Source organism: Streptomyces sp. NPDC006134 (genome assembly GCF_040628835.1).
Taxonomy (GTDB): domain Bacteria; phylum Actinomycetota; class Actinomycetes; order Streptomycetales; family Streptomycetaceae; genus Streptomyces.
On sequence record NZ_JBEXTV010000104.1, the window covers coordinates 1 to 12,342 of the forward strand.

A 12,342-nucleotide genomic window follows, 5' to 3' on the forward strand; every position below is an offset into this window, starting at 1 on the left:
CTGCGCGGCCTGCTCCTCGGCACCGGGATCGGCCACAACGGCTGGCTCGCCCTCGCCTGGTGCCTCGCCCTCACCGCGCTCGGCTACCTCTGGTCCACGTCGCTGTTCAACCGCGACCCGAGGTAACCGGCAGAAGGACCGGCCGGCTCTCCGAGAGCCGTGGTCCACGGCTCGTCCCGCTCCGGGGCGGCGTGCGTCCGGCACCGCGTCGGACGCACGCCGCCCCGTCCGCGTCCGCCGCCGCCCGCTGCCCGCCGGGCCCGCGACGCGGACGTCACCGGCCGGGAAACGGAGGCTAGAGCCCGAACAGGGCCGGATCCGTGGCCAGTTCCTCGAACCGCTGCCGTGGATCGGCCACCAGCCGCCGCTCCCGCAGGTCCAGCAGCCCGCCCACCGCCTCGATCTCGGCCGCCACGGTGCCGTCCGCCTTGCGGATCGTCTGCCGGACCCGGAACGTCTTGCCCTCGCCCCACTCGAAGCCGCAGCTCACCTCCACCTCGTCACCGGCGAGCAGCTCCCGCCGGTAGCGGATGGTCGTCTCCAGCACCACCGGACCCACGCCCCGGGCCACGAGGTCCGCCTGCCGGATCCCGGCGGCCTGGAGCAGCGACCAGCGGGCGTGCTCCGCGTAGTTGAGGTACACGGCCTGGTTGAGGTGGCCCTGCACGTCGGTCTCGTATCCGCGCACGGTCACGGGGACGGAAAACGGCTCGCTCACGGCTGCTGCCTCTCGACGTCGTCGTGGATCTTCCGGACGGACGATCCTGACACGACGCGTCCGTCACACCTTGCGCGGGGACGCCAGCAGGTAACGGGACCTCGTCCGGGGTTCCGTGTGCTCGCCGACGTGCCACCCCGCCCGTTCCAAGGTGAGCGCGCAGGCCCGCAGCGCCGCCCCGTCGGGTTCGTGCACGGCCACGGCGTCCGGCTGCGGGGTCGCCCGCACCCGGTAGCCGCCGCCGTCGTCGCCCGGCCCGGCCGGACGGTGACCGCCCGCCTCCAGGGCGAGCGCGGCGGCCTGCACCAGATGCGACCGCTCCCAGCCGCACGGCCGGTCCGTCGCCCCGTCGGCGTTGGTCATCCGGCGCAGCTCCAGCAGCCCCTGCCAGGCACCGCGCACCTCACGCGCCCGGGCCGGGCCGGTGTCCGGCGGTTCCTCCTCGCCGCCGGTCCGTGCGGTGAAGACACCGGTGGCCGGCTGCTCGGGGGCGGACTCGGGCGGCCCCTCGGCCCCGGTCTCCCGCACCCGGTGCCCGGCCGGTGTCAGGAAGTGGTCGTGCGGCGGCCGGGGGTGGCGGAAGGCCAGCCCCCGCCGCACCAGCGCGGCGAGCTGCGCCGGCGTCCCCCTCAGCCGTCCCGTGACGGGATCGGCGGTGTCGATGACACGCCGCTGGGCGGCGGTCGGCGGTCGCGTCACGGCGCACTCCCTCCCCACTGCATGGACCCGGCACACGGATCCGGCGCCCGGACCCGGCGATCGGGCCCGGCACACAGATCCGGCGCCCGGACCCGATCGCTTCGCAGACTACGCCGGGAGTCTGACATTCCATCCCGAGATCACCGGCCGCCCGTGTTCCGTGCCCAGCCGGCACAGCGCGCCCGTCGCGAGCTGGAACAGGGCCCCGGCCGACGGCGGCAGCCCGAGCCGGCGGGCGGTGAGGACCCGCAGGAAGTGGCCGTGGGCCACCAGCACCACGCACCCCTCGGTGTTGGCGAGCGCGGCGTCCGCCTTGGCCAGCATGCGGTCGGCCCGTTCCCCGACCTGCTCCGGGGTCTCTCCCGGGTGGTCCGGCGGCCCGGGTGCGACCCCGTCGGTGAACAGGAACCAGTCCGGCCGCGACCGCTGGATCTCGACGGTGGTGACGCCCTCGTACCCGCCGTAGTCCCACTCCTGGAGGTCCGCGTCGACCCGGGCCCCCTCCAGCCCGATCAGTTCGGCCGTCTCCCGGGCGCGCTGCAACGGGCTGACGAACGCGGCACCGATGCGGTGCGACCGCACCAGTGGAACGAGCCTGCGCGCCTCCTCGCGCCCGTGCTCGGTCAGCGGGACGTCCGTCCGCCCGGTGTGCCGCCCGGACCGCGACCATTCGGTCTCACCGTGCCGGACGAGGAAGAGATCACCCATGTCTCACAGGCTAGGGGGCGGGTACCGCTCCCGCGCGACGTGGTATCCCCCGCCCGCTCCGGCCCGCCTCCGGCCCGCTCCGGCCCGGACTCGGGATTCTCCGCATTCTCCGACGGGTCCCGTCACACCCGCAGGTGCCGGGTGCCGGGTGCCGGGTGCCGGGTGCCGGGTGCCGGACGCCGGACGCAGGCCGGCTACTGCCGGTATCCGCCGAGGAACCGCCCGATCCGCCCGATCGCCGCCTCCAGGGTGTCCGCGTGGGGCAGGGTCAGGATGCGGAAGTGGTCGGGGGAGGGCCAGTTGAAGCCGGTGCCCTGGACCACCTGGATCTTCTCCCGCAGCAGCAGGTCCAGGACGAACTTCTCGTCGTCGTGGATCTTGTGCACCTTGGGGTCGAGGCGCGCGAAGGCGTACAGCGCGCCCTTCGGCTTCACGCAGGACACGCCCGGGATCTCGTTGAGCCGCTCCCACGCCACGTCGCGCTGCTCGCGCAGCCGGCCGCCCGGCGCGGTCAGTTCGCGGATGGACTGGCGGCCCCCGAGGGCGGCCTGGATGGCGTACTGGGCGGGCGCGTTGGCGCACAGGCGCATGGAGGCCAGCATGGTCAGGCCCTCCAGGTAGTCCTTGGCGTGCTGCTTGGGGCCGGTGACGACCAGCCAGCCGGAGCGGAAGCCGGCCACCCGGTACGTCTTGGACAGGCCGCAGAAGGTGAGGACCACCAGGTCGGGGGCGAGGGCGGCGGCCGAGTGGTGGACGGCGTCGTCGTAGAGGATCTGGTCGTAGATCTCGTCGGCGAAGACCATCAGGCCGTGGCGGCGGGCCAGGTCGAGGATGCCCTCGACGACCTCCTTGGGGTAGACCGCGCCGGTCGGGTTGTTCGGGTTGATGATCACGACCGCCTTGGTGCGGTCGGTGATCTTCGACTCCAGGTCGGCCAGGTCCGGGTTCCACTCGGCCTGCTCGTCGCACAGGTAGTGGACCGCCTTGCCGCCCGCGAGGGTCGTCACCGCCGTCCAGAGGGGGAAGTCCGGGGCGGGGATCAGGATTTCGTCGCCGTCCTCGACCAGGGCCTGCACGGCCATGGTGACCAGCTCCGAGACGCCGTTGCCGAGGAAGACGTCGTCGACGCCGACCTCCAGGCCGAGCGTCTGGTAGCGCTGGGCCACGGCCCGGCGGGCGGAGAGGACGCCGCGCGAGTCGGTGTAGCCGTGCGCCCGCGGCAGCATCCGGATCATGTCCTGGATGATCTCCTCCGGCGCCTCGAAGCCGAAGGCGGCCGGGTTGCCGGTGTTGAGGCGCAGGACGCTGTGGCCCGCCTCCTCCAGCGCGTTGGCGTGCTCTATCACCGGGCCGCGGATCTCGTAGCAGACCTCGCTGAGCTTGTTCGACTGCCGGAACTCCATGAGCGGCTTCCCCTCCGGTATCTGGTGTTGCTTGGTTTTACCAAGTGCGGGCTTGGAAAGTCCAACAAGTTGTCTAGACTGCGCCGCATGTCACCCCGCACTCGCCGAAGTTACGACCAGTACTGCTCCGCAGCCCGCGCCCTCGACCTCGTCGGCGACCGCTGGACCCTGCTGATCGTCCGTGAGCTGCTGGCCGGTCCGCGGCGCTACACCGACCTGCACGCGGACCTGCCCGGCGTCAGTACGGACGTCCTGGCCTCACGGCTGAAGGACATGGAGCGCGACGGGCTGGCGACCCGCCGCCGGCTGCCGCCGCCCGGCGCCGCCTCCGTCTACGAACTCACCGGACGGGGGCGGGAACTGCTGCCCGTCCTCCAGGCGCTCGGGAGGTGGGGCGCGGCCGAGCTGGGGGAGCGGCGGCCCACGGACGCCGTGCGGGCGCACTGGTTCGCGCTGCCGCTGCTGCGGGCGCTGGAGGGAGCGGACGGGGGTGTGGGCGAAGGGCTGGTCGAAGTGCGGCTGGAGGAAGGGGACTTCCACATCCACGTCGGTGCCGCGGAGGGGCCCGTGTACGGCGACGGACCGGCCCCCGCGGAGCCCGACGCCCGGCTGGTTCTCGACGCCGGGACGTGTGCGGCGATCGGCCGCGGGGAGGCCGGCGTGGTGGAGGCCGTACGGGACGGCCGCGTCGAGGTGACGGGCGAGGGGCCGCTCGCCAAGGCGCTCCGGGAGGCGTGAGGGAGGCGTGCGAGAGACGTGAGAGAGACCTGAGAGACGGCCAAAGGGCCCGCCGCGTGTGAGCGGCGGGCCCTCCGCCGGGTCCTCGGGCGGACCCTTCCGCGGGGTCTCAGACCCCCGGCGGCACCCGTGAGGGCCGCCCCGATCCGCGCGTCAGCGCGTACCCGGCGACGCCCGCCAGCGCGGCCAGCACGCCGCCCGCCGCGGTCCACACCCAGCGGTCGGACCACCAGCCCGACGACCAGCCGTCGTCGGGCTCCAGCCCGAACAGCACCGCCGGGGAGCCGTCGCCGTCCCCGCCGTCCCGCTCGTCCGCCGCGATGCCCGGCACCAGCGGCTCGGCCAGGGAGCCGTCCACCGCCGCCGCTCCGCCGATGTCCTCGGCGTCGACCCGGACCTCGGCGCCGACCGGCAGGCCCCGGTCGGCCGTCGGCAGGCCGACGGCCGTGAGGCGGACGTAGTACGTGCCCGGCAGCGGGTCGTTGGCCCACGGTTCCGCCCAGGCGCGGACCGTGCGCAGCACGCAGGCCAGTTCCACGGAGGCGGCTCCCGCCGCCGCGGTGCGGGTCTGGGCGCCGTACTGGCAGGCCTGGCGGCGGCGCAGGCCGTCGTACACGTCGATCCGCCAGGTCTCGGCGGCGTGTGTCGCGGGCAGCTTCACCGTGGCCCGCACGGTGGGGCGCTGCCCGGTGTCCGCGGGGAAGGACCAGTACAGGTAGTCGCCGGCCGAGCCGTCCGCCGTGGCGCGCTGCCCCTGCTCGATCTCGGCGGCCGTACGGAACGACGTGCCCGCGAACGCCGGGGCCTTGCCGTCGTCCGACGGGTCCGGGGAGGGCGTGCCGGCCGCCGCGGGGGCCGCCGCGAGCCCGAGCAGCAGCAGCGCGGCGCTCAGCGCGCGTGGAACGCTCGCGATACGCAGGACACGGGGAAGCAGAACACGGGGAATACGCATCAGTTGGTCCTCCAGACCGCGACCCGCCAGCGCGACAGCCAGCCCCAGACGAGACCGGCGAGGAAACCGGCCAGGACGAGCACGCCGAGCAGCCACCAGCCGCGCCCGAGGCCGAAGGAGGCCACGTCGTCCGCCTGGTCGGGGCCGTCGACGACGTCGACCGTCAGCTCCAGCGGCAGACCGGGCGTGCTCTTCACGCCGGAGGCCGCCGAGAAGGAGTGGGTGACCTGGAGGCAGACGGTCTCGGCGGCCGGCTTGCCGCCGTCGGCGTCCGTGCCGTCCGCGTCGTCCCGCTCGGCCTTCGGGTACCGCAGGCCCGTCGAGATCACGTCCGTACGGCCGTTGCCCGCCGCCTCGCCGCGCACGATCTCCCGGCCGTGCACCGTCACCGCCCGCAGCAGCGCCCCGTAGGAGGGGCCGACGGCCCGGTCGGCGGCCACGCTCACCGAGGCCCGCAGCTCCTGGCCCGGCAGGACCTCCACGCGGTACCAGCGCTGCTGCCCGAACTCCTCCCGGTCGGTGTAGAGACCGGACTTCAGGACCGGGGCCTGCGCGCAGGTGTCCGCGCCCTCGGTGGCCACCGGCGTCACCACCGGATCGGCCGCCCGGTCCACCAACTGGTTGACACGGTCGGTCAGTTCGTCGGTGTGCTCGACGGAGGTGTACGTTCCGCCGGTCGCCTCGGCGATGCAGCCGAGCTGCTGCCGCATCCTGGCGTTGGGGACCAGGCCGAGCGTGTCGATGGTCAGGCCGATGCCCTTGGCGGCGATCTCGCGGGCGACCTCGCACGGGTCGAGCGGGGCGCAGGTGTCCTCGCCGTCGCTGATCAGCACGATCCGCTTGGAGCCGGTGCCGCCGTCGAGGTCGTCGGCCGCCTTCAGCAGGGCGGGGCCGATCGGCGTCCAGCCGGTGGGCACCAGGGTCGCCACCGCCGCCTTGGCCTCGGTGCGGTTCAGCGGGCCGACCGGGTAGAGCTGTGCGGTGTCCTTGCAGCCCGTCCTGCGGTCGTCGCCCGCGTAGTCGGCGCCGAGGGTGCGGATGCCCAGCCGCACCTCCTCGGGCGTCGCGTCGAGCACCTCGTTGAACGCCTGCTTCGCCGCGGCCATCCGGGAGCCGCCGTCGATGTCCCGCGCCCGCATCGAACCGCTGACGTCGAGCACGAGGTTCACTTTCGGCGCGTCCTCGCCGGCGGGTTCACCGGCCACCGCCCCGGCCGGGAAGGCGAGCCCGGCCGTCAGCGCGGCGAGCAGCGCGCCCACGCCTGCCACGAGCCGTTTTCTTATGATCATCGGCGGATCTTATGGAGCGCCGGTGCCGTGCTCCAAAACGGCCGTCAGCGCACCGCCCCGTGGAGCGGGTTGGGCAGCTCGCCCCACAGGTCCCCGGACGTCCCCGGCGACAGCCGCATCAGCGCCAGCGCCTTCACCGGCAGCGGTTCCTCCAGGAGCGCCACGAGGTCCGGGGTGCGGGGCAGGTCCCGTACGGCCGTCTCCAGGGCGTCCCGCAGCGCCGGGCCCGATCCGGCCGCGGTGGCCAGCGCGCCGCCCACCAAAGAGCCGAACAGCTTGCGGCGCAGGGCCCGTTCGTCGTCCGTGACGATCCGTCCGGGCAGGCCGGACGCGGCGATCCCGTGCCGGGCGAGGCGGGCCGGGCCGACGCGGATGTCGGCCAGGTCCCGGTAGACCAGACGCCGCGGGGTGCCCGCCGGGTCCAGCACGACCAGCAGGTTCTGCCCGTGCGCCTCCAGGGCCACGCCCAGCTCCAGCAGGCGCAGCCCGGCGGTGAGCGCGAGCCGCGCGAAGGCGGCCAGCCAGGCGGCGGAGCGGGGCAGTGCGGTCGTGGCGAGCGCCGCCACCGGCAGCACGTGCTCGCCCGGCGCCGCGTACGCCGCGGGCGACTCGCGCACCACCGCCGCCAGGTCGGGCGAGCCGTCCGTGGCGGCGCCCAGGGTGCGCGTCACGCACAGCAGCCCGTCCGTGCGCGCCGCCAGCTCCTGCCCGAACGCCGACAGGGCCGCGGAGGCGGTGACGGAGGCGACGGAGATGTCCCGCACCGAGGAGGTCAGCCGGGTGCTCAGCGCCGTCTTGACGTGCGGCCCGCCGGGCAGGGCGAGGGTGCGCAGGGACATCAGCGGGTGCGCGGCCAGCCGGGCGTCGCACGGCCGCTTCAGCACGTGCGCCGCCTGCCACGGATGGACCGGGAGCAGCATCCGCGCCCCGTCCCGCAGGTGGGCCGGCCACTCTCCGGACGTCAGGCACCGCGCCGCCGGGACCGGCACCAGGCCCAGCCCCACCACCGGCCGGTGCTCGGGCGCGTAGGCGAGCTGCTCGGCCACCGAGAACCCGGGCCGGGAGCGGCAGTTGGGGTGGAAGGGGTGCCCGTCGACGACCCGCTGCTCCCACTCCCAGTCGTGCGCGGGCCACTCGTCCGGGTGATCCGCCGACGCCGGCCGCCGGTCGTCCTGTCCCGCCCGCGCCAGCGCCAGCGACGCCACGCCGTGCCCCAGTTCGGCGGCGAATCCGGCGGCGTGCGGCAGGGCGAGGTCCGCCGTCAGCCGGGCCGGATCGCCGTACGGCACGCCGTCGAGGCGGACTTCGGCGACGTACGCGTCGGTGCGGTAGGGGTCGGCGGCCGGGCCGTGCAGCCGGCGTCCGTCGAGCAGCCGCAGGACGATCCCCTCCCGGGCCGGTTCGCGGCGCTCGACCCAGGGCAGCGGCTCGTGGACGAGCGCCCGCCACAGCCGGGACAGCACGGCCGCGCGGGCGCCGGGCAGCTCGGCCGCGTACCGGGGGAGAAGTCCGGGGCGTACGGTGGCCAGTTCGCCGGCGACCTCGGCCTCGGCGGTGGGGGGACGGTGCACGGGCGGACTCCTCGGGTACGAATAGGGCGTCACGGCGCCAGGGATGACGCCGGACATACTGTCCGTCTCCTCCCATGGACAGACCGTAGGGACAAGACCGTAGGGAACGAGTGGACCGCGTGGATCTCCTGCCCCCGCCCGCCGACGACGACTCCCGGACCCGCGACGAGCCCCGGACCCGCGACGACTCCCGGACCCGCGACGACTCCCGGACCCGCGACGAGCCCCGGACCCGCGACGAGCCCCCGACGGGCAACGGTGACGGCCACGGACGTGGACGCGGACGCGGTCACGGCGCGGGCGTCGCCGAGCGCGCCGACGCCTGCGCGACGGCGCCGCTGCTGAACTGCCTGCTGCGCGAGGTGGCCGAGCCCGTCCCGGGGCGCTCCGCCGGGCGGCCGGTGCACCGGCTGCCCGGCAGCGGCCGGCTGCTGCGCGTGCGCGGCGGGCGGCGGCCCGCCGAGCCGGAGGTGTACGCGGCGGGCGGCTGGCACCGCCTCGGCCACACCGAGCTGGTGGAACTCGTCGCCGAGGAACTCACCCGCCACACCGGCCTGCCCAACCACGAACTGCCCGCCGAGATGGCCGACAGCCGCGACGTGGTCGCCGCGCTGCTGGCCGCCCGGGCCCGCGCCACCCCGCCCGGCGATCCGTACCTCCTGTCCGAGCAGTCCCTCCTCACCGGCCACCCCCACCACCCCGCCCCCAAGGCGCGCGGCGGCGGCCCGCACGCCGGCTGGCTGCCGTACGCGCCGGAGGCGCACGCCCGCTTCCCGCTGGCGCTGCTCGGCGTGCGCGAGGACGCCGTCGCCGAGGAGGGCGACACCACGGCCCTGGACGCGCTCGGCGAGGCCCCGCCGGGCTACCGGCTGCTGCCCGCCCACCCCTGGCAGCTCGCCCTGGCCGGCCCGGCGCTCGCCGCCGCCCTCGCCGACGGGCGGCTGCTCCGGCTGGGCCGCACGTCCTTCCCCGTCTGGCCGACGGCCGCGATCCGCACCGTGTACGCGCCCGGGCGGGACCTGTTCCTGAAGTTCAGCCTGGACGTCCGCATCACCAACGACATCCGGCGGCTGTGGCGCCACGACCTGCTGAGGCTGCGCCGCACCGACGCCGCGGCGACCGCCGCCTTCGCCGTGATCGGGCCGCCGGCGGCCTGGCTCGGCGACCGCGGCTACCGCACCGCGGACTTCGCCTTCGAGGAGCTCGCCGTCGTCGTCCGCGACGGGCTGCGCGACCGCCTGGCGCCCGGCGCGACCCCGCTGCTCGCCGCCGGGCTGGCGGAGGGCTTCACCGGCAGCCCGCTGGAGCGCGCGGCGGATCCCGGCGCCTGGTGGGAGGCGTACCTGGCCGCCGTCGTACCGCCCGTCCTGGCCGCCTTCGCCGGTCACGGCGTCGTCCTGGAGGCCCACCTGCAGAACACGCTGGTCGCCGTGGACGGGGAGGGCACGCCGGTGCAGGCGCTGTTCCGGGACGCCGAGGGCGTCAAGCTGCTGGCCGACGTCCCGCGCGCCGCCGGCTGGGAGCGGCTGGTGTACTGCCTGGTCGTCAACCACCTGTACGAGATCGCCGCCGCCCTCGCCGAACACCACCCGGGGTTCGACCCCTGGCCGGCCGCCCGCCGCGAGCTGGCCCGCCACGACCTGCCCGAGATCCCCGCCCTGCTGTCCTCGCCCACCCTGCCCGGCAAGACCAACCTGCTGCTGCGCTGGACGGGCGCGGACGGCGCCGACGCCCGCTACCGCCCGCTGCCCAACCCGCTGGCCGGTCCGCTGCCCAACCCACCGGCCGGTCCGCTGCCCAACCCGCCGGCCGGTCCGTCGGCCGGTCCGCCGGCCCCGGGTGTCACGGGCGGCCGGCTATGTTGACATAGGTATATCGTCATACTTATAGTGCGTGGTATGCCCGAGTACCGTGCGTCCGGCCAGGACATCGACCGCGTAGCCGCAGGGCTCGCGGCGTGCCTGCCCGCACTGGCCCGGGCCCTGGACCGGCAGGTCGGCCGGGACTTCGCGCACCCCAAGCCCCCCGAGGCCCAGCTCGCGCTGCTGCGGCACGTCGAGGCCCACGACGGCGTCACCGTGCGCGCGGCGGCCGAGGCCCTGCAGATGAAGCCGAACAACGTCAGCGCGCTGGTCACCCAGATGACCGAGCGAGGGCTGCTGGAGCGCCGTCAGGACCCGGCCGACAAGAGGGTCGCGCACCTGCACCTCACCCCGACCGCGCGGCAGCGGCTCGCCGAGGTCGAGCGGCTCATGGGCGCCCACGTCGCCCGGGCGCTGCACGCCCTGACCGACGGTGAACAGGACGCCCTCGGCTCCGCTCTGGGCGCACTCGAGGCACTCGGCCGTCACCTCCAGTCCCGCCACTGATCACGCGCACCGGCCCCCGGCGGCCCGGTGCGCGTCCTGACGGGCGCTCCTTCCCGCGCTCCGGCCCCCTTCCGGGCCGGCCGCCGGTTCCGGCACGTGCACGTCCCGTGGACGGGTCCGGGCACCGGCCGCGCTCTCCCCCTTCCTCTTTCCCTTCCGCTTTCGCGAGTCACGCAAAGGAACCAGCACAGTCATGTCCTCCGCCACCACCCATCCCTCCGCGCCGGGCACCCAGGCCCCGCCCGGGGACCGGCCCCGCGGCCCGCGGGCCAACCCGTGGCTGACGCTGATCGCCGTCGCCTTCGGCCTGTTCATGGTCGGCCTCGACGGGTCGGTCGTCTCGATCGCCAACCCGGAGATCGGCCGCGACCTGGACGCCTCCACCGCCGACCTGCAGTGGGTCACCAACTCCTACCTGCTGGCCCTCGCCGCCGCGCTCATCCTCGGCGGCAAGCTCGGCGACCGGTTCGGGCGCCGCACCTTCTACCTGGTCGGTGTCGCCGGGTTCACCCTCGCCTCCGTCGCCATCGGCCTGTCCGGATCGATCGAGGGCGTCATCGCCTTCCGCGCGCTCCAGGGCTTCTTCGGCGCCCTGCTCATGCCCAACACGCTCGGCATGCTGCGCGCCGTCTTCCCGCCGAGGAAGTTCGGCATGGCGGTCGGCATCTGGGCGATGGTCTCCTCGGTCTCCACCGCCCTCGGCCCGATCGTCGGCGGCCTGCTGGTGGAGCACGTCGACTGGGAGTCCGTCTTCTACATCAACCTCCCCATCGGCGTCGTCGCGCTCGTCTTCAGCCTGATCGTCCTGCCGCAGACCAGGAACGGCGCCGCCGACGGCGAGAAGTTCGACATCCCCGGCGTCGTCCTGCTGGCCCTGGGCCTGCTCGCCATCGTGTTCGGCGTCGTCAAGGGCGAGACGTGGGGCTGGACCTCCGGCGGCACCCTGGGCGCCATCGCGGCCGGCCTCGTGGTCCTGCTCGCCTTCGGCTTCCACGAGACCCGCGTCGCCCACCCGCTGCTGCCCATGCGCCTGTTCCGCAACCCGGCGCTGACCATCGGCACCGTCATCACCGCGCTGAACTTCTTCGTCCTGCTCGGTGTGATCTTCTTCGTGATGCTCTACCTGCAGAACGTACGCGGCTTCACCCCCGTCGAGGCCGGTGTGCGCACGCTGCCGCTGAGCCTGGCCTCGGTCGTGGCCTCCCCGCTGGGCGCGGCGCTCACGGACCGGTTCGGGCCGCGGCTGACCATGCCGCTCGGCATGGCCCTCCAGGCCGTCGCCTGCTTCGTCATGCTCGGCTGGAGCCCGGACTCCTCCTACGCCGCGATGTGGCCGCCGTTCATCGCGCTCGGCCTGGGCGTGGGCATGGTGATGTCGTCCTCCTCCGACGCCATCGTCGGCAACGCGCCGGTCAGGGACGGCGGCGTGGCGGGCGGCCTGCAGGCCACCGCGCTCCAGATCGGCGGCGCGCTCGGCACGTCCGTGCTGGTGTCGCTCATCAGCAGCCGTGTCGGCTCCACCCTCACCGGCGAACTGACGTCGGCGGGCGTGCCCGCACCCGCCGCGGCAGGCCTGCACGAGGCGAAGGACGCGGTGGCCATGGGCGTCGCCCCGGTCTCCGGCGACCTGCCCGCCCAGCTCGAGGCGGCCGTCGTCGAAGGCAGCCACCAGGCGTTCATGAACGGTGTCCACACTGCCGTCCTGGTCGCCGGCGTGCTCTGCGTCGTCGGCGCCGTGGTGGCCGCCGCCGGTGTGCGACGCAACCCCGAGGCGGCCCGTCACCGAGGGGCCTGACGGGCCGGTGTCTGCGGTCACCCAGGCTGCACGGATCCCGGCATCCAGGGTCCGGTCGATCATACGGAGGGCGAGGGCGGGCTTCGTGGCGAAGCCGACC

11 protein-coding genes and 1 pseudogene are annotated in these 12,342 nt (G+C 74.9%); 5 read left to right on the forward strand and 7 right to left on the reverse strand.

What is annotated here, in order from left to right; all coding sequences use genetic code 11:
• A pseudogene (locus ABZ340_RS35510) lies at positions 1-126 on the forward strand (ABC transporter permease); the annotation flags it as partial.
• 169 nt (positions 127-295) lie between these two features.
• Here ABZ340_RS35510 and ABZ340_RS35515 read toward each other — a convergent pair.
• The 4 genes from ABZ340_RS35515 to ABZ340_RS35530 all read right to left on the reverse strand — a co-directional run bounded on the left by ABZ340_RS35515 (position 296) and on the right by ABZ340_RS35530 (position 3,528).
• On the reverse strand, positions 296-718 hold the full coding sequence (locus ABZ340_RS35515; RefSeq protein ID WP_358786021.1) for an acyl-CoA thioesterase: 423 nt from the start codon (positions 716-718) through the stop codon (positions 296-298).
• A gap of 63 nt (positions 719-781) precedes the next feature.
• Positions 782-1,417, reverse strand: a complete 636-nt coding sequence (locus ABZ340_RS35520; RefSeq protein WP_358786022.1) for a hypothetical protein — start codon at positions 1,415-1,417, stop codon at positions 782-784.
• 108 nt (positions 1,418-1,525) lie between these two features.
• Entirely contained in the window at positions 1,526-2,125 is a 600-nt protein-coding gene (locus ABZ340_RS35525; RefSeq protein WP_358786023.1) for a histidine phosphatase family protein, read from the reverse strand.
• A gap of 194 nt (positions 2,126-2,319) precedes the next feature.
• Positions 2,320-3,528: a pyridoxal phosphate-dependent aminotransferase gene (locus ABZ340_RS35530; protein ID WP_358786024.1), complete on the reverse strand. Its 1,209-nt coding sequence runs from the start codon at positions 3,526-3,528 to the stop codon at positions 2,320-2,322.
• A gap of 87 nt (positions 3,529-3,615) precedes the next feature.
• Between ABZ340_RS35530 and ABZ340_RS35535 the strand changes: the two genes are divergently transcribed.
• A complete protein-coding gene (locus tag ABZ340_RS35535; protein WP_358786025.1) occupies positions 3,616-4,266 on the forward strand; it encodes a helix-turn-helix domain-containing protein in 651 nt (216 codons plus the stop codon).
• Between the two features lie 109 nt (positions 4,267-4,375).
• Here the strand turns inward: ABZ340_RS35535 and ABZ340_RS35540 are convergent, their stop codons facing one another.
• The 3 genes from ABZ340_RS35540 to ABZ340_RS35550 are packed head-to-tail and all read right to left on the reverse strand — an operon-like array spanning position 4,376 to position 8,078.
• The gene (locus tag ABZ340_RS35540) at positions 4,376-5,218 is read right to left on the reverse strand and encodes a hypothetical protein (protein WP_358786026.1); all 843 of its coding nucleotides are present in this window, start codon (positions 5,216-5,218) and stop codon (positions 4,376-4,378) included.
• A complete protein-coding gene (locus ABZ340_RS35545) occupies positions 5,218-6,507 on the reverse strand; it encodes a VWA domain-containing protein (RefSeq protein WP_358786027.1) in 1,290 nt (429 codons plus the stop codon). Before ABZ340_RS35545 ends, ABZ340_RS35540 begins: the two co-directional genes overlap by 1 nt.
• A gap of 44 nt (positions 6,508-6,551) precedes the next feature.
• Positions 6,552-8,078, reverse strand: a complete 1,527-nt coding sequence (locus ABZ340_RS35550; protein ID WP_358786028.1) for an IucA/IucC family protein — start codon at positions 8,076-8,078, stop codon at positions 6,552-6,554.
• A gap of 119 nt (positions 8,079-8,197) precedes the next feature.
• Between ABZ340_RS35550 and ABZ340_RS35555 the strand changes: the two genes are divergently transcribed.
• From ABZ340_RS35555 to ABZ340_RS35565, 3 genes are all read left to right on the forward strand, one after another.
• Positions 8,198-9,943, forward strand: coding sequence for an IucA/IucC family protein (locus ABZ340_RS35555; protein ID WP_358786029.1), 1,746 nt, complete (start codon positions 8,198-8,200; stop codon positions 9,941-9,943).
• 33 nt (positions 9,944-9,976) lie between these two features.
• The gene (locus ABZ340_RS35560; RefSeq protein WP_358786030.1) at positions 9,977-10,447 is read left to right on the forward strand and encodes a MarR family transcriptional regulator; all 471 of its coding nucleotides are present in this window, start codon (positions 9,977-9,979) and stop codon (positions 10,445-10,447) included.
• Between the two features lie 193 nt (positions 10,448-10,640).
• Entirely contained in the window at positions 10,641-12,242 is a 1,602-nt protein-coding gene (locus tag ABZ340_RS35565; RefSeq protein ID WP_358786031.1) for an MFS transporter, read from the forward strand.
• Positions 12,243-12,342 lie beyond the last annotated feature (100 nt).

Excerpts from the sequence above, each read along its gene's own strand:
- ABZ340_RS35525 (WP_358786023.1), bottom strand. The coding sequence starts at position 2,125 with ATGGGTGATCTCTTCCTCGTCCGGCACGGTGAGACCGAATGGTCGCGG.
- ABZ340_RS35530 (WP_358786024.1), bottom strand. The coding sequence starts at position 3,528 with ATGGAGTTCCGGCAGTCGAACAAGCTCAGCGAGGTCTGCTACGAGATC.
- ABZ340_RS35535 (WP_358786025.1), top strand. The coding sequence starts at position 3,616 with ATGTCACCCCGCACTCGCCGAAGTTACGACCAGTACTGCTCCGCAGCC.
- ABZ340_RS35540 (WP_358786026.1), bottom strand. The coding sequence starts at position 5,218 with ATGCGTATTCCCCGTGTTCTGCTTCCCCGTGTCCTGCGTATCGCGAGC.
- ABZ340_RS35545 (WP_358786027.1), bottom strand. The coding sequence starts at position 6,507 with ATGATCATAAGAAAACGGCTCGTGGCAGGCGTGGGCGCGCTGCTCGCC.
- ABZ340_RS35560 (WP_358786030.1), top strand. The coding sequence starts at position 9,977 with ATGCCCGAGTACCGTGCGTCCGGCCAGGACATCGACCGCGTAGCCGCA.
- ABZ340_RS35565 (WP_358786031.1), top strand. The coding sequence starts at position 10,641 with ATGTCCTCCGCCACCACCCATCCCTCCGCGCCGGGCACCCAGGCCCCG.